General features: G+C 41.5%; 30 protein-coding genes, 3 pseudogenes and 1 riboswitch. Of the genes and pseudogenes, 12 read left to right on the forward strand and 21 right to left on the reverse strand.

Features of this window, described 5'->3' with window-relative positions; all coding sequences use genetic code 11:
* Window positions 1-35: 35 nt before the first annotated feature.
* Window positions 36-671: a DUF421 domain-containing protein gene (locus M1F56_RS05565; RefSeq protein ID WP_000174434.1), complete on the reverse strand. Its 636-nt coding sequence runs from the start codon at window positions 669-671 to the stop codon at window positions 36-38.
* Window positions 668-1,123, reverse strand: a complete 456-nt coding sequence (locus M1F56_RS05570; protein ID WP_000675323.1) for a DUF3290 family protein — start codon at window positions 1,121-1,123, stop codon at window positions 668-670. The genes M1F56_RS05565 and M1F56_RS05570 overlap by 4 nt, the downstream gene beginning before the upstream one ends.
* 133 nt (window positions 1,124-1,256) lie before the next feature.
* Here M1F56_RS05570 and M1F56_RS05575 point away from each other — a divergent pair, with 133 nt between their 5' ends.
* From M1F56_RS05575 to M1F56_RS05590, 4 genes are all read left to right on the forward strand, one after another.
* On the forward strand, window positions 1,257-2,084 hold the full coding sequence (locus M1F56_RS05575) for an exodeoxyribonuclease III (protein WP_247917114.1): 828 nt from the start codon (window positions 1,257-1,259) through the stop codon (window positions 2,082-2,084).
* Between the two features lie 11 nt (window positions 2,085-2,095).
* A complete protein-coding gene (locus tag M1F56_RS05580; RefSeq protein ID WP_061452820.1) occupies window positions 2,096-2,482 on the forward strand; it encodes a bleomycin resistance protein in 387 nt (128 codons plus the stop codon).
* A 132-nt stretch (window positions 2,483-2,614) separates the two neighbouring features.
* A riboswitch (purine riboswitch) is annotated at window positions 2,615-2,710 on the forward strand.
* A gap of 120 nt (window positions 2,711-2,830) precedes the next feature.
* Window positions 2,831-3,412, forward strand: a complete 582-nt coding sequence (locus M1F56_RS05585; protein ID WP_247917115.1) for a xanthine phosphoribosyltransferase — start codon at window positions 2,831-2,833, stop codon at window positions 3,410-3,412.
* Window positions 3,412-4,674, forward strand: coding sequence for a nucleobase:cation symporter-2 family protein (locus M1F56_RS05590; protein WP_247917116.1), 1,263 nt, complete (start codon window positions 3,412-3,414; stop codon window positions 4,672-4,674). The genes M1F56_RS05585 and M1F56_RS05590 overlap by 1 nt, the downstream gene beginning before the upstream one ends.
* A 45-nt stretch (window positions 4,675-4,719) precedes the next feature.
* Here the strand turns inward: M1F56_RS05590 and M1F56_RS05595 are convergent, their stop codons facing one another.
* The 7 genes from M1F56_RS05595 to M1F56_RS05625 all read right to left on the reverse strand — a co-directional run bounded on the left by M1F56_RS05595 (window position 4,720) and on the right by M1F56_RS05625 (window position 11,111).
* On the reverse strand, window positions 4,720-5,628 hold the full coding sequence (locus tag M1F56_RS05595; protein ID WP_247917117.1) for a type II restriction endonuclease: 909 nt from the start codon (window positions 5,626-5,628) through the stop codon (window positions 4,720-4,722).
* An 18-nt stretch (window positions 5,629-5,646) separates the two neighbouring features.
* A complete protein-coding gene (locus M1F56_RS05600) occupies window positions 5,647-6,219 on the reverse strand; it encodes a PD-(D/E)XK nuclease superfamily protein (RefSeq protein ID WP_247917118.1) in 573 nt (190 codons plus the stop codon).
* Window positions 6,200-7,015 (reverse strand): DNA-methyltransferase, encoded by an 816-nt coding sequence (locus tag M1F56_RS05605; protein WP_247917119.1) that lies wholly within the window; start codon window positions 7,013-7,015, stop codon window positions 6,200-6,202. The genes M1F56_RS05600 and M1F56_RS05605 overlap by 20 nt, the downstream gene beginning before the upstream one ends.
* On the reverse strand, window positions 7,005-7,859 hold the full coding sequence (locus tag M1F56_RS05610) for a DNA adenine methylase (RefSeq protein WP_247917120.1): 855 nt from the start codon (window positions 7,857-7,859) through the stop codon (window positions 7,005-7,007). Before M1F56_RS05610 ends, M1F56_RS05605 begins: the two co-directional genes overlap by 11 nt.
* 99 nt (window positions 7,860-7,958) lie before the next feature.
* Entirely contained in the window at window positions 7,959-8,363 is a 405-nt protein-coding gene (locus M1F56_RS05615) for a PaaI family thioesterase (protein WP_247917121.1), read from the reverse strand.
* 69 nt (window positions 8,364-8,432) lie between these two features.
* Window positions 8,433-9,914, reverse strand: a complete 1,482-nt coding sequence (locus M1F56_RS05620) for a UDP-glucose--hexose-1-phosphate uridylyltransferase (RefSeq protein WP_247917122.1) — start codon at window positions 9,912-9,914, stop codon at window positions 8,433-8,435.
* Between the two features lie 18 nt (window positions 9,915-9,932).
* Window positions 9,933-11,111: a galactokinase gene (locus tag M1F56_RS05625; RefSeq protein WP_247917123.1), complete on the reverse strand. Its 1,179-nt coding sequence runs from the start codon at window positions 11,109-11,111 to the stop codon at window positions 9,933-9,935.
* Between the two features lie 161 nt (window positions 11,112-11,272).
* Here M1F56_RS05625 and galR point away from each other — a divergent pair, with 161 nt between their 5' ends.
* Window positions 11,273-12,274 (forward strand): DNA-binding transcriptional regulator GalR, encoded by a 1,002-nt coding sequence (gene galR / locus M1F56_RS05630; protein WP_000212498.1) that lies wholly within the window; start codon window positions 11,273-11,275, stop codon window positions 12,272-12,274.
* Between the two features lie 64 nt (window positions 12,275-12,338).
* On the opposite strand, the gene M1F56_RS05635 is transcribed toward galR, so the two are convergent.
* Window positions 12,339-13,376 (reverse strand): zinc-binding dehydrogenase, encoded by a 1,038-nt coding sequence (locus M1F56_RS05635; RefSeq protein ID WP_247917124.1) that lies wholly within the window; start codon window positions 13,374-13,376, stop codon window positions 12,339-12,341.
* A gap of 79 nt (window positions 13,377-13,455) precedes the next feature.
* Complete coding sequence (locus tag M1F56_RS05640) at window positions 13,456-14,355, reverse strand: cation diffusion facilitator family transporter (RefSeq protein ID WP_247917126.1); 900 nt, start codon at window positions 14,353-14,355, stop codon at window positions 13,456-13,458.
* 132 nt (window positions 14,356-14,487) lie between these two features.
* Between M1F56_RS05640 and M1F56_RS05645 the strand changes: the two genes are divergently transcribed.
* Both M1F56_RS05645 and M1F56_RS05650 read left to right on the forward strand, forming a co-directional pair.
* Window positions 14,488-15,042 (forward strand): TetR/AcrR family transcriptional regulator, encoded by a 555-nt coding sequence (locus M1F56_RS05645; RefSeq protein ID WP_247917145.1) that lies wholly within the window; start codon window positions 14,488-14,490, stop codon window positions 15,040-15,042.
* Between the two features lie 28 nt (window positions 15,043-15,070).
* Window positions 15,071-15,403 carry a glucuronide permease gene (locus M1F56_RS05650; protein ID WP_247917128.1) on the forward strand — a complete coding sequence of 111 codons (333 nt, stop codon included), beginning with the start codon at window positions 15,071-15,073 and terminating at the stop codon, window positions 15,401-15,403.
* A gap of 34 nt (window positions 15,404-15,437) precedes the next feature.
* Here the strand turns inward: M1F56_RS05650 and pnuC are convergent.
* Window positions 15,438-15,944 (reverse strand): annotated as a pseudogene (pnuC, locus tag M1F56_RS05655) (nicotinamide riboside transporter PnuC); the annotation flags it as partial.
* 39 nt (window positions 15,945-15,983) lie between these two features.
* Here pnuC and M1F56_RS09780 point away from each other — a divergent pair.
* The 5 genes and pseudogenes from M1F56_RS09780 to M1F56_RS05680 all read left to right on the forward strand — a co-directional run.
* A pseudogene (locus tag M1F56_RS09780) lies at window positions 15,984-16,334 on the forward strand (IS6 family transposase); the annotation flags it as partial.
* Between the two features lie 24 nt (window positions 16,335-16,358).
* Window positions 16,359-16,679: pseudogene (locus M1F56_RS09785) on the forward strand (DNA replication protein); the annotation flags it as partial.
* Window positions 16,672-16,929, forward strand: coding sequence for a plasmid replication protein (locus M1F56_RS05670; protein WP_001287840.1), 258 nt, complete (start codon window positions 16,672-16,674; stop codon window positions 16,927-16,929). The pseudogene M1F56_RS09785 and the gene M1F56_RS05670, both read left to right, overlap by 8 nt.
* Window positions 16,930-16,941: 12 nt before the next feature.
* Window positions 16,942-17,169, forward strand: a complete 228-nt coding sequence (locus tag M1F56_RS05675; RefSeq protein WP_001152920.1) for a hypothetical protein — start codon at window positions 16,942-16,944, stop codon at window positions 17,167-17,169.
* Window positions 17,157-17,318: a hypothetical protein gene (locus M1F56_RS05680; protein WP_001062367.1), complete on the forward strand. Its 162-nt coding sequence runs from the start codon at window positions 17,157-17,159 to the stop codon at window positions 17,316-17,318. The genes M1F56_RS05675 and M1F56_RS05680 overlap by 13 nt, the downstream gene beginning before the upstream one ends.
* Before the next feature lie 224 nt (window positions 17,319-17,542).
* Here M1F56_RS05680 and M1F56_RS05685 read toward each other — a convergent pair whose 3' ends face one another.
* From M1F56_RS05685 to gtfA, 9 genes are all read right to left on the reverse strand, one after another.
* A complete protein-coding gene (locus M1F56_RS05685) occupies window positions 17,543-18,343 on the reverse strand; it encodes an energy-coupling factor ABC transporter ATP-binding protein (RefSeq protein ID WP_247917129.1) in 801 nt (266 codons plus the stop codon).
* Window positions 18,330-19,166, reverse strand: coding sequence for an ABC transporter ATP-binding protein (locus M1F56_RS05690; protein WP_000343048.1), 837 nt, complete (start codon window positions 19,164-19,166; stop codon window positions 18,330-18,332). Before M1F56_RS05690 ends, M1F56_RS05685 begins: the two co-directional genes overlap by 14 nt.
* Complete coding sequence (locus M1F56_RS05695) at window positions 19,142-19,933, reverse strand: energy-coupling factor transporter transmembrane component T (protein WP_000130448.1); 792 nt, start codon at window positions 19,931-19,933, stop codon at window positions 19,142-19,144. Before M1F56_RS05695 ends, M1F56_RS05690 begins: the two co-directional genes overlap by 25 nt.
* Window positions 19,933-20,535, reverse strand: coding sequence for a hypothetical protein (locus M1F56_RS05700; RefSeq protein WP_000846130.1), 603 nt, complete (start codon window positions 20,533-20,535; stop codon window positions 19,933-19,935). The genes M1F56_RS05695 and M1F56_RS05700 overlap by 1 nt, the downstream gene beginning before the upstream one ends.
* 350 nt (window positions 20,536-20,885) lie before the next feature.
* On the reverse strand, window positions 20,886-22,406 hold the full coding sequence (locus tag M1F56_RS05705) for an ABC transporter permease/substrate-binding protein (protein WP_247917130.1): 1,521 nt from the start codon (window positions 22,404-22,406) through the stop codon (window positions 20,886-20,888).
* Window positions 22,399-23,127, reverse strand: a complete 729-nt coding sequence (locus tag M1F56_RS05710; RefSeq protein ID WP_247917132.1) for an ATP-binding cassette domain-containing protein — start codon at window positions 23,125-23,127, stop codon at window positions 22,399-22,401. Before M1F56_RS05710 ends, M1F56_RS05705 begins: the two co-directional genes overlap by 8 nt.
* A gap of 72 nt (window positions 23,128-23,199) precedes the next feature.
* Complete coding sequence (locus tag M1F56_RS05715) at window positions 23,200-23,643, reverse strand: MarR family transcriptional regulator (RefSeq protein ID WP_247917133.1); 444 nt, start codon at window positions 23,641-23,643, stop codon at window positions 23,200-23,202.
* A gap of 144 nt (window positions 23,644-23,787) precedes the next feature.
* Entirely contained in the window at window positions 23,788-24,981 is a 1,194-nt protein-coding gene (locus tag M1F56_RS05720; RefSeq protein ID WP_033588981.1) for an O-antigen ligase family protein, read from the reverse strand.
* Window positions 24,982-25,113: 132 nt separating this feature from the next.
* Complete coding sequence (gtfA, locus tag M1F56_RS05725) at window positions 25,114-26,556, reverse strand: sucrose phosphorylase (protein WP_247917134.1); 1,443 nt, start codon at window positions 26,554-26,556, stop codon at window positions 25,114-25,116.
* Between the last annotated feature and the right edge of the window lie 134 nt (window positions 26,557-26,690).

The raw sequence follows: 26,690 nt of genomic DNA on the forward strand, positions 1-26,690 counted from the left end.
TTGATTTTTGAAGAGTACAAGACCCCAGGTTTTTCTTATTCATAAGTTACGACGGAGACGACACCCTTGTCATACTCAGCGATAAAGATATTGGCCACATTGTCATACCCTTGTTTGCTGAGGTTATCAAGCAGCCATTCTTCGCTCCGACCAATGGTCTCCAAAATTTCGACTTGGATAACACCGTCTGTGACAACAGGATACTTGGGATTCTCATCTCCCATTTGGACTACGATGAGTTGACCGTTCTGCTCCTGCATAGCGCGTTTGACTTGTTTCATTTGGAAAATTCCCTGACTACGGAGCTTAAGAGCTACGTCCGCTGCAGATAAACCAACCGAACGGCAGGCTTCTGGATCAATCTTCCCATTTTTGATGAGCAGGGTTGGCTTCCCATCAATCAAACGTTTCACAAAGTGAACATTGTTGTTGAGCCATTTGAGAGTCAAGACCAGAATGGTCCACATAATCAGGATAACTGCATACTGAAGGATACTGATGGCGCTATTGTAAATCACCCCACCGATGATCCCCCCAAGTACATAGTTCTGAATTTGGTCTATTGCTGAGTTAGGCGCTAGGTTACCCTTTCCTGTCACATTGATTACAAAAACCAGAGAAAAGAGACCCAAGGCTAGTTTGATTAAAATTTCGATATAATTGAGTGTCATTTGTTCACCTCCACCAGTTCAATTGCATCTGTTTTATACAATTCGACTTTCTCTAGCAGGTACTTGTCTGGCTCACTTCCGTTCAAGGCACGGTAATAGCGATCTCCGACCTTGATAAGTGCGCCATCAGTGTCGGCAGAAGTATTGACATAGACTTCTGACTTGTCTACTCCCAATTCTTTGGAAACAAGCTCGATGAAATGAAGTGAAGCTTGAAATTTATTGTTAGAAACTTGATTGTTTTGATAAGTCGTGATGCTGACCAAAAGGAGAGCTAATAAGGTCAAAGCTGAAATCATGACCAACTCACGAAATTTGGTCCCCTTTTTATCATGATAAGCCTTGAAAGCTAAAAATCCTGTCACAGCTAATAGGACAATCCCTAAACCAATCATGATACCATTTTGCTGACCAATTTGGCTGAGGACATAGTCATAAGAATAGAATTTCATGTATTTTCACTCCCTTTCATAAAATCATTCTTAATTATAAATGAAAGAGGGTGATTTTTCAAACCATACGTTGGGGAAATACGCCTTTTTTTGATATAATATAGTCTATAATCTGAATGAAAAAGGTAAGTTTATGAAACTCATCTCATGGAATATTGATTCCCTCAATGCAGCCCTAACGAGTGACTCAGCTCGTGCAAAATTGTCCCAAGAAGTCCTACAAACCTTGGTCGCTGAAAATGCTGATATCATCGCTATCCAAGAAACCAAGCTTTCTTCAAAAGGGCCTACAAAAAAACACTTGGAAATTTTAGAAGAACTCTTCCCAGGTTATGAAAACACTTGGCGTTCCTCTCAAGAACCTGCTCGCAAAGGCTACGCTGGAACCATGTTCCTTTATAAGAAAGAACTCACACCAACGATTAGCTTCCCAGAAATCGGTGCTCCTTCTACCATGGATTTGGAAGGCCGCATCATCACCTTGGAATTTGATGCATTTTTCGTGAGCCAAGTATACACACCAAACGCTGGAGACGGTCTAAAACGCTTGGAAGAACGCCAAATCTGGGATGTCAAATATGCTGAGTATTTGGCTCAACTAGACAAAGAAAAACCAGTCCTTGCGACTGGAGACTACAACGTAGCTCACAAGGAAATCGACCTTGCAAATCCTGCCAGCAATCGCCGTTCACCTGGATTTACCGACGAGGAACGCGCTGGATTTACCAACCTCTTGGCAACTGGATTTACCGACACCTTCCGTCATCTTCACGGCGATGTCACAGAGCGTTACACTTGGTGGGCGCAACGCAGCAAGACTTCTAAAATCAACAATACAGGCTGGAGAATCGACTACTGGCTCACTAGCAACCGCGTGGCTGACAAGGTGACCAAGTCTGACATGATTGACTCGGGTGCGCGTCAAGACCATACGCCGATTGTATTGGAAATTGAACTCTAAGGAGAAAGTTAATGGACTATCAAGCTGTCATTCCTGAATTTGTAGTATCTGACCTCGAAAAGTCACGCCACTTCTACTGCGATTTGCTGGGATTTTCTGTCGAATACGAGCGTCCAGAGGAGAAATTTCTCTTCCTCTCGCTTGAAGACTGCCAACTTATGCTAGAAGAAGGCAGCACAGAAGAATTAGCCCAACTAACCTATCCTTTCGGGCGCGGTGTCAATATTTCCTTTGGCATTGAAGATGTCCCTCAGCTCCACCAAAAACTGCTGGAAGCTGACTATCCTATCCATCGTCCGCTGACCAAGAGAACATTTCGTGTTGGGGATCATTACATCTATCCTCACGAATTTGCAGTCTTGGATCCCGATGGCTATTTTTTAAGATTTAGCGAATAGAAGAATAAAAGGCTACAATACTTTCTAGCGTTGCAGCCTTTTATTCGTTCGCTTTTATGATCTATTTACTAACAAAACATTTGATTTCTAAAGCTATTTAGTGTAAAATAATGACATTAACGCTATTGCGTTTGATAATAGTACCATTTTACTTGTTTATGTCGTGAATTGGCACGACGTTTCTACAAGGTGCCGGAACACCTAACAATGAGTATGTCAGCTGAAGGTATGGTGTTGGCCATGCCTATTTTAGGGACTTACTTAGGGGATTAAGTAGGTCCTTTTTCTATTACATACTAGAAACTCTAGACAAGCAAATGAAGCATCTTTTAGACTTTAGGAGGTCTTATGAAATTATTAGAAGAGCGCATCCTTCAGGATGGGCATATCTTGGGTGACAACATCCTCAAGGTAGATTCCTTTTTAACCCACCAAGTTGACTTCAGCTTGATGCGAGAGATCGGTAAGGTATTTGCGGAAAAATTTTCTTCTGCTGGCATTACCAAGGTCGTGACCATTGAAGCGTCAGGCATTGCCCCAGCCGTTTTTACAGCTGAAGCCTTAGGTGTTCCCATGATTTTTGCCAAAAAAGCTAAAAACATCACCATGAACGAAGGCATCTTAACTGCTCAAGTCTACTCCTTTACCAAGCAGGTGACCAGCACAGTTTCCATCGCTGGAAAATTCCTCTCACCAGAGGACAAGGTCTTGATTATCGATGATTTCCTTGCCAATGGACAAGCTGCCAAAGGATTGATCCAAATCATCGAACAGGCCGGAGCAAAAGTTGAAGCGATTGGTATCGTGATTGAAAAATCCTTCCAAGATGGTCGTGATTTACTTGAAAAAGCAGGCTACCCTGTCCTATCGCTCGCTCGCTTGGATCGTTTCGAAAACGGTCAAGTCGTATTTAAGGAGGCAGATCTCTAATGCAAAAACAAGAAAAACACTCGCAAGCAGCCGTTCTTGGCTTACAGCACTTACTAGCCATGTACTCAGGTTCTATCCTGGTTCCTATCATGATTGCGACAGCCCTTGGCTATTCAGCTGAGCAGTTGACCTACCTGATTTCTACAGATATCTTCATGTGTGGGGTGGCAACCTTCCTCCAACTCCAACTCAACAAATACTTTGGGATTGGACTACCAGTCGTTCTCGGAGTAGCCTTCCAGTCAGTCGCTCCCTTGATTATGATTGGGCAAAGCCATGGTAGCGGTGCTATGTTTGGTGCCCTTATCGCATCAGGTATTTACGTGGTTCTGATTTCAGGTGTTTTCTCAAAAGTGGCCAATCTCTTCCCATCTATCGTAACAGGATCTGTTATTACCACGATTGGGTTGACCTTGATTCCGGTCGCTATTGGAAATATGGGAAATAACGTTCCAGAGCCAACTGGTCAAAGCCTCTTGCTTGCAGCTATCACTGTTTTGATTATCCTCTTGATTAACATCTTTACCAAAGGATTTATCAAGTCCATCTCTATTTTGATTGGCTTGGTTGTCGGAACTGCCATCGCTGCTACCATGGGATTGGTGGACTTCTCGCCTGTTGCTGCAGCACCACTAGTCCATGTCCCAACTCCCCTCTACTTTGGGATGCCAACCTTTGAGATCTCTTCTATTGTCATGATGTGTATCATCGCAACGGTGTCTATGGTTGAATCTACTGGTGTTTATCTGGCCTTGTCTGATATTACTAATGACCCAATCGACAGCACGCGCCTGCGCAACGGTTACCGCGCAGAAGGTCTGGCTGTACTTCTCGGAGGAATCTTTAACACCTTCCCTTACACAGGATTTTCACAAAACGTTGGTTTGGTTAAATTGTCAGGTATCAAGACTCGCCTGCCAATCTACTACGCAGCTGGTTTCCTAGTCCTCCTTGGACTCCTACCTAAGTTTGGTGCGCTCGCTCAAATCATTCCGAGCCCTGTTCTTGGAGGCGCCATGCTGGTGATGTTTGGATTTGTTTCCCTTCAAGGGATGCAAATCCTCGCTCGCGTTGACTTTGCTAACAATGAACACAACTTCCTTATCGCAGCTGTTTCAATCGCTGCTGGTGTAGGTCTAAATAACAGTAATCTCTTTGTCAGCATGCCGACAGCCTTCCAAATGTTCTTCTCAAACGGAATCGTCGTAGCCAGCCTACTTGCCATTGTACTCAATGCCATATTAAATCGGAAAAAGAAATAAGAAAAAGAGGCGTGAACCTCTTTTTTGTTTCTAACTAATGAACAATTATAGTAAAAATAAATCCGCTAAAAATCCTTCTCTTAACATCTTTAAATTAAACACATTCATAATGTTACTAAATGCTTCTGCTAGTGGTAAGTGCGCTGTTTTCCATCCTTGACCATCAGTAACCCAAACAAATTCTACATCGTCATTTGAGGTAATAACAAATTGACTAAGTTCAGTAAACTCTCCAGCCACCGCTTTTAATTTACTTCCTCCTCCGCCATAGTAATTCGTTTCAATCAGCCAAACCTTATGTTTTTCTCGGGAATAAACTGCAACATCAAATCTTCTCTCAGACTTATCAACAGGTACTTTAATCCCCCACTTATCCTTAATAAATTGGGCTGTAGCTTGAGATTTCCATTCCAGTTTTTGTTCCTGAGAAATTTTTGCTACATGTCTCTCTAAAATCCCCTCCATGGTTGTTCCACTTCGGTTTTTTCGTGCATTGCTGTCTAATCCAGTCTCTACTCCATAAACATAATCAACTAATGAACGATTAGCATGTTGTTGTAAAAAATTCAGTAAACCAGATTGCTCAATAAATTTCATGTAGTCATCTATTCTACTAGTGTCTATCGTTTTGAAATCCAATTGCTCAAAAGACATATTATCGTTTTCATCTATTGTTAAAACATCTAAAACTTTATCACGACTTGCAATCAAGCTAGGAATTGCTTTTAACAAATTAGGTTGTTTAGTGAATAGGTATAATGCGTCTGAATAGATATCATCTTTACCAATTAAGTAGTTTAAAGTATTCAACTCTAGTTCATACTTCTTTGTCTCACGTTCAACTTTCTCCCAGTTTACATAATACTCGGGAGTACGATTTGTTATTGAGAGCGTATTTAAAAAATTTTGTAATCTATCTTCTGATGATAAAGAAATGTAAGTATTAAAATTCATGTTTTCCTTTCTTGCTAATTAAAATAATCCAAAAAATGACATGTCGTATTCATCAAGCATTATTTTAATACCATCCCCACGTAACATTTCAAAAGTATCTCGATATTTATCTTGACCAAAGAAACTTTTATTTCCAACAAATATAAATTGCACGGAAAATGGCTCACCCTCTTGCACACTATCTAACAAACGTTGATAAATACGTCGTTTATTTCCGAATCCCAGTAGTTTTTCATCGACACTTCCTTCACTTTCCTGCCATTTTTTCTCAACTATATAAACTGTATGATTTTCAAAATTTATAAATACTTCATCTGGTTTCCATTGTTTAGAATTGGTATTATCAATTCCCAATTCTTTCAAAAAATCATAAAATCTATATTGAGGCATAATCTTACCGATGAGTTCTTCTTCCCCAATTCTAAAAACTTCAAAACCTTTTGTCGCTTTTCTATCTTTAAAATCTATTTCTTTAACTTTATAGCCAGGAAGGGAGTCTACTAATTCCGAAAAGTCAGTATCTCTTTCAAATTTCAAACCATGAATGGTCGTTTTTGCCCCTCCTCCATGTTTATTTGGTTTTCTTGCCATAGTTTTCCTCCTCCAATCTTTTTTTAGCTATTTCCAGATATTCTTTTTCAGCATCAATACCTATAAATCTTCTACCTAATCGCTTCGCAACAACGCCCGTAGTGCCACTACCAACAAATGGATCTAAAATATAATCACCTTTTTTCGTAGAAGCTAAAATAATACGTTCTAATAGATACTCTGGCTTTTGTGTTGGATGCTTCCCAGCCCATTTCTCAGCTTTTTTCGTCAAAGCACCTGTCCAAACATCTTTCATTTGCTTACCATCATTTAGCTCTTTCATCAAATCATAATTGTAATAATGACGAGCTTTTTTATCATTTTTTCTTGCCCATAAAATAGTTTCAGTAGAATGAGTGAAATAACGACAGGATAAATTAGGTGCAGGGTTTGTTTTCTGCCAAGTAATGTTATTCAAAATTTTAAAACCTTCTTGCTCTAATGCCATTCCAACTGAGTAAATATTATGCAAACTTCCTGAAATCCAAATAGTCCCATTCGGCTTCAAAACTTCTTTTGCTAAACGAATCCATTTACGATTGAATTCGTGCTTTTCCTCAAAGGAAGAAATCTTATCCCAATCTCCTTTATCAACGGAAACAACTTGTCCCCCTGAATTAGATATTCCACCATTACTTAAAAAATATGGTGGGTCAGCAAAGATCATATCCATACTCTCTGGTTTCATTTTTGATAATAATTTAAACGTATCTGCATGAACAAGAATCATTTTGTCTTTATTATAGTATGGTTTTGTCATTAAAACACCCCCATACTTATATTCGTTAATTTTCATAATTTGTAACTATAATTTCAGAAATTTTTCCTCGACTTGAAGACTTAGCCCCATTTGTTCTTGTAGCCTCTACATAATGGATATTAAAATCTCGGTATAATTCCTCTACTAAATGACTCGATGAATTTGACAGCATAACATAAGCACCTGCATTGCTTAGTCTCCTAAATGTATCTCTTAATCTAACTTGGTCATCATAAGAAAAACCTTCATGAGTATACGATGTAAAAGCACTTGTATCAGATAATGGTATATACGGAGGATCGAAATAAATAAAATCTCCTTCTTGAACATCTAAGAGTGCATCCTCAAAATCGCCCGTTCTAATTTCTATTAGATTGTTATTTAGATAATCTGAAATAGCAAATATTAGCTCTTCATCAACAATTTTAGGATTCTTATAGCTACCGTATGGTACATTGAATTGATTTTTAGAATTCACTCGATATAAGCCATTAAAATCAACTCTTAGCATATATAGAATTCGAGCAGCTCTTTGGACATCGGACATATTGTTTATTCTATCATCACGATCAGCTGAGCGTAATTGTAAGTAATAATCTTTTGAATTATTTTCCTGATGATACTTCAATAAGTCAATTAACTCCTGAGGATTATCCTTGATTTGTTGATAGCAGTTGGTTAACTCAGAATTATAATCATTAATAACAGCCCTTTCAGGAGCTATATCAAAAAATAATGCCCCCCCTCCGATAAAAGGTTCATAATAATCATTATATGTTTCAGGCATAAGTTCTTTTATGATAGGTAATAATTGTCGTTTACCGCCTGTCCATTTAGTGAATGGTTGTAGAATAATTTTTTTCGTTTGTTCAATATTCATACTTAGTATTATACCACAGAAACACAACCATTAGCTTGGTATTTTACTACTCTTATAAATTAAAAATGAGTAGGCTATATTTGTCCTACTCATCTATCTCTATATCCTTACCTGTCTTTTTTCAGACCGCTGGCCTGTGACAAACATGGTAAAGGTTGCTTTGCAGACATTTCTGCCTTCTTGATTGGTGATATCCACATCCACTACACAGGTTGTGCGTCCATGATGGACACATTCTCCTTTAATGGTCAGTACATCATCTAGTTTTCCTTCCTTGAGGTAGTTGATAGAGGACTGAAGCGTCACTCCATCTAGCCCCAGCGAGATAACCACCAAACCACTAATCTGATCACAAAGGGTGAAGAGATAGCCTCCATGGGCATTGCCATAGTAGTTGAGCGACGAGTCCACTATTTTCGTCGTCACCACAACGTGACCATCTCTCATTTGTTCAATTTCGTAATTTTCAAAGGCAGATATAGCGTCAAAATGAAAATCTTTCATCGTTTCCTCCTGATATTTCAAACGACCCTATGATACTACTTTTTATAGGACTATGCAAGGAGAAAGCTCCTAGTCTGGCAAAATTCCGACCTGTTCTACAAAGCGCATAAAGGCTGCCTGTCCTTGTTTCGTCTGCTTGTAAACCCCCGCGTCCTCCAGAACACGTGCAAAGATGTCACCCACAGAGTCCTTGACGATTTCAAGGGTTTTTTCTTTATCTGCTAGGTCCAGATGTTGGGCTTTGAGCTGGTCTGCCCATTCCTGATGATATTCGGCAACTGTAACCCCTTCTCCCACGAGGTAGCTGGCAACTTGCTCCACTTCTGCCTTCAAACGAGGTGGAAGAATAGCCAAGCCCATGACCTCAATCAAGCCGATATTTTCCTTCTTGATATGTTGGACATCCTTGTGGGGATGATAGATACCATCAGGATGCTCTGGCGATGTCTGATTGTCTCGCAAGACCAAGTCCAACTCAAACTGTCCATCGCGTTTACGCGCAATGGGTGTGATGGTGTGATGCGGTGTCCCATCTGTTTCTGCTAAAATCTGCACTTCAGGATCTGAATATTGACGCCATTCCTGTAAAATCATATCAGCCAAGTTGATCAAATCCTCTTTAGAATCCGAGTTCAAACGTAGCACTGACATTGGCCACTTGACAATCCCAGCCTTGACCTGCTCAAATCCAGCAAATCGGAAATCCTTTTGCAGAGGAGCTAATTCCATAGGAAATACGTGACGGCCTCCTTGATAGTGATCATGAGTGAGAATAGAACCTCCCACAATCGGTAGGTCGGCATTCGAACCCGCAAAATATCCCGGAAATTGCTCTACGATCGCCAGCAGACGCTCAAAGCTCTGACGACTAATGGCCATGGGACGATGCTGGCCGTCTAAGAAGATACAGTGCTCATTAAAATAAGCATAGGGCGAATACTGGAAGCCCCACTCCTGACCTGCCATTTCAAAACGAATAATGCGGTGATTGCTGCGAGCTGGATGGTTAATTCGACCATGATAGCCTTCGTTCTCTAGACAAAGCTGACACTGGGGATAATTGCTAGCTTGCACCAACTTGGCTGCTGCAATCTCCTTTGGATCCTTTTCAGGCTTAGAGAGGTTGATGGTGATTTCTAGATCTCCGTAGTCAGATGGTACTCTGTAGGCGATATTTTTAGCAATGGCCTTGAGCTTGATGTAGTCATTTTTCTGGCTGAGCTGGTAAAAATCCCCTATCGCCTGCTCAGGAGAGTGAGCATAGGTTACCCAGAAGTCTCGATTAACCTGACTTGGACAAGGGGTTACCAAGTCCATCAGTTCAGCACCAAGGATTTCACGCGCAGTCTGACTATCCTCAATCGTCTCTAATCGAACCGCTTCCTCAACCAACTGGTCTTTGAGGTCAATCACTTTATCCAGATTGGTCTCAACTTCCAAAACACCGTCTCCTACTCGTGCCAAGACACGGTTGGTCAGGTAGATTCGATCCATTTCCTCAAATGAACTTTCAGCAATAACGTGTGTTACAAATTTATCTACTAAGGTCACGATAGAGCCTCCTTTTAACTAGTCAAGGACGCGAGTGCCACCTGCAACTTCAGCGATATAGAAACTTGGAGCGTATCCAACGACTTCCTTGTAGTGCTTGCCTACAGCTTCCTTAAAGGCCTCAACAGCGTCTTTTTGCACCAAGGCAATGGCACATCCGCCAAAACCTGCCCCTGTCATACGAGCACCGAGAACACCTTCTTGAGCCCAAGCTGTGTGAACAAGAGTATCCAATTCCAAGCCAGTTACTTCGTAGTCATGCTCCAGAGAAACGTGTGACGCATTCATCAAACGACCAAATGTTTCCAAATCTCCTGCTTGAAGGGCTGCTTGAGCCTTAAGGGTACGTTGGTTTTCAAGAACAGCATGACGAGCACGTTTCAAACGATTTTCGTCTTTAATCAGGTAGCTGTATTGATCAAAAGCCCACTCATCCAATTCACCCAAGGTCTGAATATCTAAGGCAGCTTGCAATTCTTCCACTGCTTTTTCACACTCAGCACGGCGTTCATTGTACTTAGAGTCTGCTAGTTCACGACGTTTATTGGTGTTCATGATAACAACAACATTGTCCTTCAAATCAAGTGGCACCAAGTCGTACTCCAAGGTGTTGGTATCTAGGTAAATAGCACGTTGGTCAGCTCCCATACCGATGGCAAACTGGTCCATGATACCAGAGTTGACTCCGATAAAGTTGTTTTCTGTTTGTTTTCCGATTTTAACCAAATCCAAACGGTCCAGTTTTAAACCAAAGAGATGCTCTGCCACAACCCCTGTCAAAAGTTCCAAAGATGCTGATGAAGACAAGCCTGCACCATTTGGGATATTCCCATAAACATAAAAATCAAAACCTTTGTCAATCACGTGCCCAGCTTCTTGCAAGAAATAAAGAACTCCTTTTGGATAATTGGTCCAGCTGTGCTTTTTTTCAAACTTGAGATCAGCAAGAGGCACTTCGATGATACCTTTGTCCTCAAAGTTAGTTGAGTAGAAACGCAAGACTTGGTCGTCACGCTTGCGAGCTGCACCGTATGTTCCCAAGGAAATAGCAGCTGGAAAAACGTGCCCGCCATTGTAGTCCGTGTGTTCACCAATCAAATTGATGCGACCTGGTGAAAAGAAGGTTTGGTCTGCTTCTTGACCAAAAACTGCAAGAAAATCTTTGCGAAGGGCTTCAGCAGTAAGATGTTGTGTCATATGAATTCTCCTTTGACTGTCCGTTAAGTCGCCTTAACGTGTAATCGTTTTCTTCTATTGTATCCAAGGCTTTTGCCAAGGTCAATCCTTTTTACTAAAGTTTTACTAAACAATCGGTAAAAAGAAGAAAAATATGATATACTAACCTAAAAGGAGGATTTATGGCTACATTAAAAGACATCGCACAGCTAGCCTCTGTCTCTATCGCGACCGTATCTCGTGTCCTCAATCGCGACCAGAGTCTATCTGTTACAGAAGAAACCAGACACCGTATTTTAACTGTCGCTGAAGAGCTGGGCTATACCAAACATCTCAAGACAGGCGAATCCCACAAACCCAAGCAAAAAATTGCCATTATCCAATGGGTCAGCGAACAAGGAGAGCTAGACGACCTCTACTACTACCAGATTCGTCTAGGGATTGAAAAAAGAGCTCAAGAGTTGGACTATGATATCTTGCGCTATTTTAATGACCATCCTTTTACCCTGAGCGAGGAAGTGATTGGCATTCTCTGTATCGGAAAGTTCAGCCGAGCTCAGATTTCTGCCTTTGAAGAATACCAAAAACCTTTGGTCTTTATAGACAGTGACACCCTCTCACTAGGTCATACCTGTATTATCACCGACTTTTACACTGCTGTGAAACAAGTTGTAGACCATTTCCTCAATCAGGGACTGGATCGGATTGGCATTCTAACAGGCCTTGAGGAAACAACCGACCAAGAAGAAATCATCCAGGATAAGCGGCTAGAAAATTTCAAAGACATTACCCAAGCAAAAGGAATCTACCATGAAGAACTGGTCTTTCAGGGGAGCTTTACTGCCCAGTCTGGATATGACTTGATGAAGGAGGCCATTCACAAGTTGGGGGATCAACTACCCCCAGCCTTTTTCGCAGCCAGCGATAGTTTAGCCATCGGCGCCCTCCGTGCGCTCCAAGAATCTGGAATCAGTCTACCAGATCGTGTTAGCCTTATTTCCTTTAACGACACTAGCCTGACCAAGCAGGTCTATCCCCCTCTTTCTAGCATCACAGTCTATACCGAAGAAATGGGCCGAGCAGGTATGGATATTCTTAACAAGGAAGTACTCCATGGTCGGAAAATTCCTAGCCTGACTATGCTGGGAACTAGACTGACTCTGAGAGAAAGTACTCTGCATTAAGTACAACAGTTCAACATAAAAAATCCTAATAGAGATTCTCAAATCTCCATTAGGATTTTATTTTTTAGTTCATTATAATCATAGACTTAATGGACTTACGTTCATCCATATCTTTATAGGCCTGATTAATATCTTCCAATTTATAACTTGTCGTAAAGACTCGTCCTGGATTGATATCACCGTCAAGCACTGCTTTCAGCAAGAACTGTTTGTCATAGGTGGTAACAGAAGCTGCTCCACCTGCTACAGATATGTTTTGGGCAAAGGTCGAACCAAGAGCACGGTTATTGTAGTGAGGCACACCGACAAATCCTAAGCGTCCTCCATTGTGAAGGACACCCAGAGCTTGATCAACAGCTGCTGCGGTACCGACACATTCAAGGGCAGCATCCGCTCCACCACCAAGGATTTCACGGACCTTAGCAATACCATCTTCTCCTCGTTCAGCTACAACAGCTGTCGCTCCTGACTCCAAGGCCATTTGTTGACGATCTTCGTGACGACTCATAAGGATAATTTGCGATGCTCCACGCATCTTAGCTGCGATGACAGCACATTGACCAACAGCCCCATCACCGATAACAACAACCTTGTCCCCTTTTTGAACATTTGCAACACGCGCCGCATGATATCCTGTCGGCATGACATCAGCCAGTGTTAGGAGAGATTTGAGCATTCCTTCTGTGTAATCAGAGGGTTGACCTGGGATTTTAACCAGCGCCCAGTTGGCATAGTGGAAACGGATATACTCAGCTTGGACACCACCTGACCAGTTGGTTCCAATATGGCGGTCACAAGTCCCATCATAGCCAGCACGGCAGGCGTCACACTCACCACAGCCATGGGTGAAAGGCGCAATGACAAAATCTCCTGGTTTAACCGTTGTAATAGCATCTCCGATTTCTTCGACAATCCCGATTGCCTCGTGACCACTATTTTGATGCCCCTTTTCAATGTCTGGATTGCGGTAGCTCCATAAATCAGAACCACAGACACAGGTACGCACAATACGGAGAATGACATCATCCGGCGCCTCGATCTGCGGACGCTCCACTTCTACTAGACCAACTTGGCCAGCTTTTGTATAGACTGTCTTTTTCATAGGAACAACCTACCTTTCTATTGCTTACTTAACTATAGTATACACTTCTTCTTGGGATTCTGCTAGTACCAATTCTTCATTAATGCTGGTGGTGATCATGTCCGCTCTGACTCTCTATGGCATGGATATCCCGTTTATGGCAGGCATGACTAGCTTGATCGCTATCCACTTCAATGGTAATATTATGAAAGCCAATGTCCTTTAGATAGTGACGGATAGCTGTTTTACTCGCTTCCATGTCTTCTATCCGCTTGAGACAAACATGGATAATGGCATTTTTCTCCAATCCATCCATAGTCCAAAGATTGAGCTGATTGACACTAGCAACATTGTCCAACTGCTCTAAGTCATTCTTAACTTTCTTGATATCTACCCCTTCTGGCACAGCATCTAGGAAAATTTTTAGTGCGCTCCAAAAGCGAGGAATGGCTTTTGTTAGAATGAAGATAGAAATGACAAGAGATAAGAGTGGATCAAGGATATACCAATCTGTAAATTTGAGGATAATCGCCATTAGAATGACAGCCAACCAACCAAGAGTGTCTTCCAAAAAATGCAAGCTAAGAATAGACTCGTTCTTTGTCTTTCCTTTACGAACTACTATACTAGCTAGCACATTAATAGCTACCGCAATGATTCCCAGCCAGAGGATGCCTTCCTCATTGATGGGTTGCGGGTGAACGATCTTTGTGATATTTTCCAAGATCACTAGGACAGACCCTATCATAAGAATCACAGCCGTTAGCATGGCTCCTAAAAGACTAAAACGTTTGTAACCCAAGGTATACTGCCTATCTTCTTCACGATTGGAGATTGTTTCTAGAAGGGCTGATATACCAATGGCTATAGCATCTCCCAAGTCATGAACAGAATCAGCAAGAACTGCACTCGAACCAAAGATTCCTCCTGCGATAAACTCAACAATCGCATAGCTTAAATTTAAGAAAAAAGCTAACCAGATAGATGTTTTAGAACTCATTTCTCTCCCTCCTTTGGTATAATGGGTATATACATACTTCTTTCATTTGTATTATCTAATAAAATCCAAAGAAAGGATAGAAGCAAACTGTCAGCCGTGTTCAGTTCTGAACAGTTTGTCTCAAGTGTCTATATGCCAAAAAGAGACCGTCGAGTCAGTAAGACGAAAAAAGCCATCTATCAAGCTTTTTTACAACTTTTGAACGACAAAGGCTATGATGCCACTACTGTCCAGGATATCATTGACCTAGCAGATGTTGGACGTTCTACTTTTTACTGTCATTACGAGAGTAAGGAACTGCTTTTAGATGAACTCTGTCGCTACCTCTTTCATCATCTCTTTGAAAGGGAAGGACACTTTACTACCGAGGACTACCTCGCTCATATCTTTTTACATTTTCAAAAAAATCAGGACCACGTCACCAGTCTCCTTTTTTCCAAAAACGACTACTTCCTCCGCCAACTACACAAGGAGCTCGAACACCATGTTTACCCCATGGTGGCGGATGACTTGCAAGAGGCCTATCCGAACATACCGGCTTCCTACCTCAAACATTTTGTAGTAACCAATTTTATCGAAACACTGACCTGGTGGCTAAAAAAAGGAAAATCATATACCGAAGACCAAGTAGTGAGATTTTACTTAGATGTGATTGAGATGACTTCTACAAAATCACTCGAGATTTAATCCTGTTTTACAAAGAAAGGAATCAACCATGTTAACTTCTATTATCCTAGGAATACTGACAATTGTACTAGCTCTCGGTTTTTCACTTCTCCATCTCGCAGCTGCTTTCGCAGCCATGAAAGAAAAAAACTACTGTCGGGGAAATATGTGTATCTTGGTGGGAAGCTGTCTCACCTCACTAGCTCTTGCTATCTTTTTCTTTGTCCCGCTTGCAACGGTCATCTTATGGATAGTGGGCTCTAGCATCATCTGCTACGGTGCTTACTGGAATGGGCAACAGCAAGAAAGTCAACATATATCGCACCACATCATTCGTATAACGAGCGCTATCGTTATTACCGTGTTACTCATTTTGCTCTAACACAAAAAAGGATCTTCTGATCCTTTTTTATTTTTTAAGCGCTTTTTGCGGCCTTGCTCCACTGATACCAACCAACTAGACTATTGATCAAGTAAATCAGGTATTTCCCTTGGATTTGCAGGCTTTCTCCCCACCAGAGATAGATTGAAAAGACATTGGTAGCTGCCCAGAATATCCACTGTTCACGGTAAACAGCTGTCATGAGGATTTGCCCTACACCATTGGTCGCATCAGTGATAGAATCACGATAGGGACGATTAGCTCCGATAGACTGATAAATAAACCCAAAGGCCAACCACCAAAGAACACTAATAGAAAGATACTTGGTCCAACCCTTGCCGTCTAGTTTACGTGCGACAAACTCTTGTTGTTCTTTCTTAAACTGGGCTTGATAAATCCAAACCAAGAGACCAATTGGCTGCATAATTGTAAAATAGAGAGTTGTTAAAACCTCACCATAGAAGCCTTTTTGAAGGGCAAGCACCAGATAAATGATGGAATTAATCAAACCAAATAGGTAGTTACTAGCACGACCTTCAGCTTCTCAAAGAGCAGAAAAAAGGTTAGTAAGGCTTGAGAGATGAATCATTTTAAAGGCAAACAATTCCAACAAGACGTCATCATTGTCGCTGTTGGTTATTACCTACGTTACAATCTGAGCTATCGTGAAGTTCAGGAATTGCTTTATGACCGTGGAATAAATGTTTGCCACACTACGATTTATCGGTGGGTTCAAGAATACAGTAAAATCCTCTATCATCTCTGGAAAAAGAAAAATAAACAGTCCTTCTATTCGTGGAAAATGGATGAAACCTATATCAAAATTAAGGGGCGTTGGCATTATCTCTATCGAGCGATTGATGCGGACGGTTTAACATTGGATATCTGGTTACGAAAGAAACGTCGAGCAGACGATAACAGCTATAAGTTAGAAGATACCGCCTATCAAGAAGATAAAGCACGCAAAGCAGAAACCGAAGATAAGCTAGCTATTGAAGCAATGAAAAGCAAGTACACCACGCTATTGCTAGAAAATATGTTGCTAAGTCCGTTTGAAATGCAAGATACAAAAATCATGGCAGGATTGCAAGTCCATGTTTACCCCCTCTATGACGAACTGAAAGAATTAAGAGGGCTAAATAGTGTCAAAGACCACTTGTCTTATGTTGCCAGCAGACGTGAAGAATATTCTAAGCATAATATCGCACGCTACCTCAAAAAAGCCATTGAACAATATCTACCAACGGTTAAAAGGCAGGACTTAAACCATGAGTGAAGACTTAAAAACGATCAAAGAGCTGGCGGATGAGTTGAGTGTTACAAAACAAAATATTCAATATCACTACCAAAGGTTACCAAAAGAATTACAGCTTAAAAGTTCCAATGGGTCTAATCTAATAAATTCTAAAGCAGAAAAAATAATTTTAGGTAAAGTAGAAAGTAGCAGCAAATCAAATACCAAAGACCAACAAATAAGTAGCAAAGACCAACAAATAGAAAAACTAACTAATTTGTTAGACCAGTAACAACGATTAGCCTTGCAAGATAAAAAGTTGCTAGAAGAATACAAGGCGGAAAATGATAACTTAAAAGCCCTCAAAATGCCCTCACAGGAAACAGAATTCAAACACTTAGACAATCAATATAAAGATGAAGTGAACGCTCTTAAAGAGAAGTTGGAAAATTTGCAGGAACAAATCAAAGATCAAAAAAGGATAGAAGAACAAGAAAAACCAATAAAATGGTGGGGACTATGGCGAAAATAGATGATTCAGTTAAAAAGAAAGTTCCAGAATTGCGATTTAAAGGATTCACGGATGAATGGGAACAGCGTAAGTTGGGAGACGAAGTTCGAATAGTGATGGGACAGTCTCCTAATTCAGAAAATTATACTGATGATCCTAATGGGCGCTAAAAATGCGAAGACCTATGAAGACCTATTTTGTATTAGTCAAACAAAAAATCCAAAAGAAATGGTATATGATTATGACCATGAAACAAAGTAAAATCAAACCGAGTGATCTGAGGAAGCACCCGATGATCATGAAACGTTATTAAACACAAAAGTCACCCATGTGAGTTCTTGCCAGAAGCTGAAGTTAATCCTTCAACCTGGAAAACCCGCAGAGGTGACTTTTTCTATACATCTCGATTTTGCTGGCAATAATCATTAACCGATAAATATGTCTGTGAATCACCCAGCGACTCCGCTATGTCCATAATCCGCGGTGGTAGTAATCCCACTCGCTGGACAAGTTCGTGATTGCTGAACAATTCCCGTGGACTGCCGGCGAAGCCAAACTTCCCGTGTTCCATAACATACACCGACTCAAACTCGGCGGCGACCCAATCCATGTCATGGGTGATGGTCACAACTTGGTGGCCCGAATCAGCCAACTGATGGAAAATTGCGGTCAACTTGCGCCGGCTTTCCCAATCAAGCGACATCATCGGCTCATCAAATAAATAAATCGCCGGATCCACTGCCAAAACTGTGGCAACGCTCAACAGCTTGCGTTCCGACAATGACAGGTCATATGGACTTTCAGCTGTTTTATCATCCAAGCCAACTATTTTTAGAGCCGCTAAAGCCCGCCTCGTAATCGTGTCGTGGTCATCCATGACCTGCGCGACATTCCACTCCACCTCTCGTTGAACGGTCGGGTTGAAAAGCTGATCGTCAGGATTCTGAAAAGTAATCCCAACCTTCAGTAACTTTTCGACTGGTTTAAGATCATTAAAATTTTCTCCATCGATCTTAATCACACCGGTTTGTGGTGTCAGCAAGCCCGTCAACAATTTGAAGAGCGTTGATTTGCCGGCACCATTTTGGCCGACAATCGCCACCATCGGATCGGCGAAGTGTTTGTCTTCAACATCCAAGCTAAAGGACCGTTCCGGATAAGTGAACGTCAGGTGGCTCAGTTCAATTGTGGACATAACGAACCTCCTTCAGATCAGCGTAATTCACCGGATACCGGCCATCAGCCAAGTGCCAATCCATTTTTTGAGCAAGTTGCTGGATTGTCGGGGCTGGAATCTGCCAGTCAGCTGCCAAATGATTAAACACCTCACCCGGCCTGCCCTGGGCTACCATTTGACCCTCGTGCAGCACCCACACAACGTCGGCGACTTCGCACAAATCGTCAATTTCACTGGTGACAATGAAGACAGTCGTCTCTTTGACTTGGGCCAGCCATTGGAAAAATTGCCGGCGGCCAAGGGGATCCATCTCACTGGTCGGATCATCCATAATCAAAACAGCCGGATTAGCCACAATCGCCGTGGCAATTGCCAACCGCTGGATCTGACCACCGGAAAGGCTCTCGGGACGCAAATTCAGCTGTTCAATCAGCCCCATTTGCGTGGCAACTTCTTCAACCCGTTTTTGAATCAGTCCTTCAGCCATTCCCTGATTAATCAAGTCAAAGGCGATTTCATCGGCAACCGTGTCTGCCAACCCGCTTAGTTGGCCAGCTGGATTTTGCAGTACAACTCCATTCATGGCATTATAAACGGGCCAATTGTCGGACACTCGCTGGCCAAACATGTGCCAATCGCCCTCAATCTCAGCAGACACAATTTTGGGAATGACCCCTGCCAGCACACGGCACAAAGTCGATTTGCCGGAGTGGCTATTCCCGATAATCCCAACCACCTGGCCGGTATGAACCTCCGCGTTAATCTGACGCAGTTGTGGTTGCTCAGTACCCGGATAACGGGTGGTCAAATTTTCAATTACAATCCGTTTATCTTCGTCCATATCTTCCACCCAATCAATAAAATTGCCAATCCAGTCAGACCAATGTGCAGCGTCCGCGACAGGCGATACACGCGCTGGGAGGTTCTGACAGTCCGGTTGAGATTATCAAAACCTCTCAGTTGGAGAGAAATCGACCGCGTCATCGATTGATCCAAGGTCTTAATCACCAATGGAATTAGAACCGGCAGGACTGACTTTAATTTCTGAATCAACGTTTTTTGCGGATTGGTTCCGCGAACTTTTTGTGCCTGCTGGATTTTCCGCATATTGCGCATCATTTCCGGCAAAATATAACACACCGACATCAGAACGTAGACGGTTTTATAAGACAATCCGGACAGTTCCAAATAGGCCGCGTTTTCTGAAATACTCGTGGTCACCATAAAAAAGCCACTGGTCAAAATAATCACCAATACTCGACAACCCAGAGTGGTGGCGTAAATCAGGCCTTCTTTGTAGAACGACACCCCAAGCACAGAAAACAGCACAGTTTGATTCCGACTGTAAAATAACCCTTGGATGATCAGCATGGTGCAAATCAGAAACAGGCTGAATCCCAGCGCCTTAAAGGTGGTAGAACTCAATTTGGAAAATAACAATAGCAGTGTTGCGACAAGAATTAATCCGGCCTGAAGCAATAAATTCATACTGGCAAAGCTCAACAACGTCATGTCCAAGATGAACAAGAGCTTAGTAATCGGATCGATCACCTGGTACCACTTGAGCTTGACCCGTGGCGCTCCAGAAATCAATGTTTTATCAGTCATCATTTATCATCGCTAAAGAAGTGCACCATCCGCTTCGGCAGCTGACGATAGATGAAGAATGCCAGGTAGGCCACGCAGACTTTATCCAAAATATCCAAGACAAACTCATCGGTAAATGAGGCCAGCCACACTGGTGCATGATTGGCGACCATTACCGCAAACAATGAGTCACCCCAAGCGATACCGGTCTGACCACCCCAAAAGATGACATTGAGCGGCGTTGAAATGACAGCTGAAACGATGGCAATAATAATAGCAGAAACAAATACTCGTCGCGCTGACGAGAACCACCCATTGGCGTGCAAAACTCCGACAGCAATCCCAATTCCGATGCTGGTAATCGCATACACGGTTGAAATTGGCGATAAGGTCAGCCCATAGATCACGTTGTTGATGAAACCACTAATGGCACCGGCAACCGGCCCAGCCAACATGCTGGTAAGAAAGGTTCCCAAAGACCCCAGCCAAACGGGCAACTTTAACCCCTCCGCCAATGCTTTGGCAACATAGTTAATCCCCACGGCAGCGGGAATCAAAGTCATGGTGGCAGCACTTAACTTAAATTTCCACATACTGGTACGATGAATCGGTTCTGTTTTCATAATCTTCTCCTTTTGTTTTTAAAGAGCCGTGTCTGGATAGACTTTCGGACGCAACGCTCTATTATATATCTACTGAACTGTCTATACACAAGATTTCCATCCTTAGTCGACATGAGCTGGAAATCTTTATTTGTTAAGTAGTTCACAACACATTATACACCTAATTTCTGAATAGTCAAGTGTGTTTACAGTAAAATTTTAGAAAATCCTAAAAATTTCCTCTTATTTTCCATTTAAAAATGAAAATCATTAATTCTGACACCCAAAAAGCCCAGACGAAATTGTCTGAGCATTCTTTTATCTAGTTGTTTAAGGGAGTTGAGTTCAGTATGTTTAAAGTCTCTGCCCCATCATTTCTTCAACAAACCTTGTTCTTGTAGAAACTCCTTGGCTACTTGTTCTGCTGACTTGCCTTCAACACCGACTTGGTAGTTGAGCTGGCTCATCTGGCTTTCAGTAATTTTACCAGCTAATTTATTGAGAACCGTCTCCAACTCAGGATGTTTCTTGAGAAGAGCTTCTTTCATTAGTGGAGCCCCTTGATAAGGTGGGAAGAGTTGTTTGTCATCCTCCAAGACCTGCAAATCATAACGCGCCAACTCTGCATCGGTCGAATAGGCATCCGTTATTTGAATATCACCTGACTGAATTGCCTGATAGCGAAGGGCTGGCTCCATGGTCGCCACATTGAGATTGAGACCATACATTGACTGCAAGCCTTTATTTCCATCTTCACGGTCATTAAACTCAAGTGTAAAGCCTGCCTTCAACTGCCCTTCCACTTTTTTCAAGTCCGAAATGGTCTTCAAGCCATATTCTTGAGCAATCTTTTTCGGAACAGCTACAGCGTAGGTATTTTGATAAGACATAGGTTTGAGATAAGCCAGATGATCCTGTTTGGCAATGCCATCACGCGCCACTTGATAAACCTGATCTGGCTCATGACCTACTTTAGGTGATGGCTGAAGTAAACTTTCAGTCACCGTACCAGTAAATTCAGGATAGATATCAATATCCCCTTTTTTCAGAGCTTCATAGAGGAAGCTTGTTTTCCCAAAATTCGGTTTAACAGTCGCAGTCATACTGGTATTCTCTTCAATCAGCAACTTATACATATTAGCCAAAATTTCTGGTTCTGGACCCAATTTCCCAGCAATAACCAAGTTTTCTTTCTCTTTTTGAGCTAAGAGGGCTGGACTATAAGACAAACCAAGCAATATTGTCACCAAGGCAAAACCAGAAAAAATCGTCCGCAATTTTGCCTTTTCCATCACTTTTAGTAGGAAATTAAAGGCAATGGCTAGCACTGCAGAAGAAATTGCCCCAATCAAAATCAGACTGGCATTATTACGGTCAATTCCCAAAAGGATAAAGGAACCCAGCCCCCCTGCCCCAATCAAGGCCGCCAAGGTTGCTGTACCGATAATTAAGACCGCTGCCGTCCGAATCCCAGACATGATAACAGGCATGGCAAGTGGAATTTCAAATTTCTTGAGACGCTCCCATCTGGTCATCCCAAAGGCAATCCCAGCCTCCTGCAGACTCGGATCAATTCCCTTCAGCCCGGTGATAGTATTCTGTAAAATCGGGAAAATCGCATAAATCACTAGTGCTGTCAAAGCAGGCAAGGTTCCAATTCCCATCAAGGGGATAAAAAGTCCCAACAAGGCCAGAGACGGGATAGTCTGGAAAATTCCTGCAATCTGCAAGACCCAGTCCGCCAACTTCTCATGATAGCGAAGATAAACAGCCAAGGGAATAGCAATAAAAATAGCTAGTAATAAGGTCAAAAGTGACAACTGCAAATGTTGAGATAGAGCTGTTACCCAATCACCAAAACGATCCTGAAAAGTTGATATCAAATTAGTCATGAACACTACCTCCAAACAAGTCTGCTACAAAGTCCGTTGCAGGAGCCTTTAAAATCGTCTCAGGATTCGCCACCTGACGAATCTCTCCATCCTGCAAGACAGCAATACGGTCCGCCAATTTCAGAGCTTCATCCGTATCATGGGTCACAAAAATCGTTGTCATCCCAAACTCTTTATGCAATTCTTTCGTCAGAACCTGCAACTGTTTTCTCGAAATAGCATCCAAGGCTGAAAAAGGTTCATCCATGAGGAGAATCTTAGGCTGACCAATCATGGCACGAACAATACCGACCCGTTGCTGCTCCCCACCAGATAATTCACTAGGAAGACGATGACCATAGTCAGCGACTGGTAAACCAACCTTAGCTAAAAGCTCTTCTGTTTTCGTCGCTATTTCTTCCTTAGTCCAGCCCTTCATCTCCGGGATGAGGGCGATATTTTCTGCAACCGTTAGATTGGGAAACAGAGCAATGGCCTGTAAAACATAACCAGTAGAAAGACGCAGTTCCCGCTCATCATAGTCTTTGATGCGCTTGCCATCCATATAAATATTTCCATCAGTCGGTTCCAAAAGACGGTTAATCATCTTGATCATGGTCGTCTTACCAGACCCTGAAGGTCCAACTAAAACCATGAATTCCCCGTTCTCAATCCGTAAATTAACATCTCTCAAAACATCTTTTTCTGTGTAGCGTAGCGCTACATTCTTGTATTCAATCATTCTTTGTCCTCTATTTAAAACTTCCCTTGATTGGTCAAGTTACCAAACTTTTAATAACTAATTTACCCCATTCTAAACCCCATTTTCCTCCTCTTTCAGATTAGCCAAAATTCTTTCTTGAAAGGCTTCAAACTGACGAATTTCTTCCTCAGTGAATCCTTTATAAAAAATTGCATCCAACTTTTGACTAACACGATAGCCAACTTCTTTCTGGGACGAACCAAGTTCAGTCAAAACGACATACTTCTTTCTCTTGTCTATTCCACATGGACTGATGGTAACCAGGTTTTGCTCCTCAAGTTTCTTTATCATGGTTGTGAGCGTATTGTTGGTGAGACCAGTCGCCAGCGCAATATCTGTCGCAGTTGCACATCCAGTTTCACTATTCCATAAAACAGTGAGAATCTTGCCCTGCTCACTTCGATAAAGAGCCTCAGAATCCTGACTTAATAACTTTTGAAATAGCCGCCCATTCAATAAACGAATATGGTGGGCTACTAAATGACTATCTTTCATGACCTCTCCAATTTATTTCTATATAGAATTATATTTCATTGTAATACTTATCATTCCATCTGTCAATTATTTCGACTTAGAAATAATTTCTACCAACAAAAAAGACCTCCTACCTAAAGTAGAAGATCTTCACTATTTATTAACTTAATCTGTCATTTCGGAAACCAAGGTTCGATGTTCCAGTGGTAGACTGCACATAACCAGCAAGAAGATGAATCCTGACTGAATCCAGAAGAGAGCCAAGTCAAAAATTCCATGTACAGCAACAACTGTCAGGAAGGAGAGATAAAGACCGATAATTGGTCGTTTGCCAGACTCCTGACTCATATCCATCATCATGTGAACCGGGATAACCGATGAAATGGATAGAAGAATGGTTCCAATCAAACCATAACTTAAGATAGTATCAATGTAAAGACTATGCGCGTGTTCGTGGTAAGGTGCATGAATTCTCGGATAGGAATTCATATAGGTCAGTGGACCCTCACCCCAGATCGGATTTTGTTTAAACAAAGTCATACCCGCATTCCAGATTGAAACACGCTCCTCCATTGAAGAATCTAGCGTTCCCATACGGACACCCAAATCGCTTGAGAAGAGGAAACAAAGGCCAATCCCAAAAACTCCAATACTGAGCCAGAAGGCGCGCCAGTTTTTAATGGTTGTAAAAAGATAAATGATTGCACCAGCAATGATGGCAGGAAAGGCCGTTCTATTTTGCGTAAAATTCAAACCAAATAGATTCACAAAACCTGCTAGCACACAAAAGATTTTTAACCATCTTAACTTCGTCGTTGTAAAGAGATAAAAAGCTATCATGATACAGAAGCAACAGATAATCCCATAGTAGTTAGGATTAAAGAAGGTGACCTCTGCACGGTTCTGGTGCCATACTTGCATATTGGGCGAAAGAAAGGCGTAGTTAAATTTCTTTACAATTTGAAAATGCTCCAAAGTAGCAAAAGCCGCAGAGAGCACACTACCAAACAAGATTGTCTGCAGAATCAGTCGAAAGAAAGCATGCGTCAGACGTTTCTGGTAGAAGCTAAAGAAAATGAGGAAGAGAAACATCAGTAAAGATGCAACCAATCCAAGCCAGTTCTTGGCGACGATAGAGATGATACTACTATAGGCAATAAAAAAGAGAAGTACAGGATGTTTGATTAATCCTTTGATAATTCCCTTCATCTCCCCAGTAACAAGTAAACCTATCAAATATAAAGCAAAGAGCGCTAAGAACAAATAAAAAGGTAAAAAGATACTTATGATCATCAAATACAAAAAGAAATCTTTTTTCGAAAGCCCTCTTATCTTATCCAGTAATCCAATTGATTTCAAAACGGATCCTTTCTGTTCTGGATTTCTCCAGAAGATAAATGCTAAACTATCTTTATATTCTACCATTTTTTCCGTCATTTGGGAACAATGAACACGTTTTCGCCACAAAAAAACTCTTTCATTAATATAGCACTAGAACTGAATTTTTCTGCCGTTTTCCAATACTTGATAGGTCTGACTTTGCAAATCAATTTCTGCTACTGCTGTTACGGACTTGTCTTTATTTTGACGTTTGATTACAATGCTGTGAGCTGTTGGTGTTTCTATCTCAATAGTCCCTTCTAGTTCAAAGGCCTCTGATTGATTACGGAAAGAAAATAGATTGAGAAGAGACCTTACCACAGGACGTTGAACTTCTTCTGCTATTTCCTCGTTGCTATAGTAATGACGATTAATATTTCGACCTTCTTTGGTTTCTTCTAACAATTTCAAGTCATTTTTTCCTGCTAATAGACCCACATAGTAAACCTGAGGAATGCCTGGAGCAAAAGCTTGAATCAGACGAGCGAGGAAGTACTTGACATCATCATCTCCAAGCGCAGAATAGTAGGTTGAATTGATTTGGTAGATATCTAGATTGTTATACTCTGCACTAGAGTACTTACGTTTGACATTCGCTCCAACCTTATAGAGCTCATTTGAAGCATAGTCAATTTCCTCATCGGTCAGGATATCTTTGACATCCACCACTCCAATCCCATCATGAGTATCTAGTGTCGTAAATTGCTTCATCGGGCTCATCTTTAACCACTTAGCCAAGCGCTCTGTTCTGGAACTGTAAAGAGTATAAAGGGTCACCATTGGAAGGGCAAAATCGTAAACATAGTAATCATGGTCCGCTATTTTAAACTGAATCGAATAGTGTTCATGAATCTCAGGTAAGAGCTCTGTCCCATACTCAGCTGCGATATCTCGAACTTTGTCCAATAAACTCCAAATATCTGGTTCCACAAAGAAATCATTGGTATCTAACTTCTTCACTGCATAAGCAAAGGCGTCTAGACGAATCAAATCACACTCGTTACTTGCTAGATGTTGAATGGTCTTACGGATAAATGCCATCGTTACTTCTTTGGTCACATCAAGATCAATCTGCTCCTCACCAAAGGTATTCCACAAATGTTCTACTGAACCATCTGCAAAAACAATCTCTTGCTTTGGTGCACGATCCTTACGCTTGTAAATTAAATCTACATCAGCTTGTGTCGGACGGTTTTCTGGCCAAAACTTATCCCAGTTTAAAAAGAGATCTTTAAATTCACTGGCTTCATGTTTTTCTTGATAGTCCTTATAATACTTAGATTGACGAGAAATATGGTTAATCATAAAGTCAAACATAAGATAATATTTCTCACCTAAACGCTTAACATCCTCCCAATCACCAAACGCTGGATCCACTTCGTCATAGTCAACCGGTGCAAATCCACGATCTCCTGTTGATGGGAAAAATGGTAGAAGGTGAACTCCACCAATAGCATCACCAAAATGTTCTTCCAAATTCTCATACAAGTCTTTAAGGTTATTTCCAAGACTATCTGAGTAAGTAATCAACATAGTTTTATTTTGAATGGTCATAGATGGTCTCCTTTTTCTGATGAAAGCCAAGTCTTATATGACCTGGCTTCGTAAATGAAAGATATTTTTAGATTTTTGTTCACATTGAACTCGTACTAAACTACAAGCAACTAAGTACGACTTTCTTGTTTTCT

Origin of the sequence: Streptococcus oralis (genome assembly GCF_023109005.1) — a bacterium.
GTDB lineage: Bacteria > Bacillota > Bacilli > Lactobacillales > Streptococcaceae > Streptococcus > Streptococcus oralis_BU.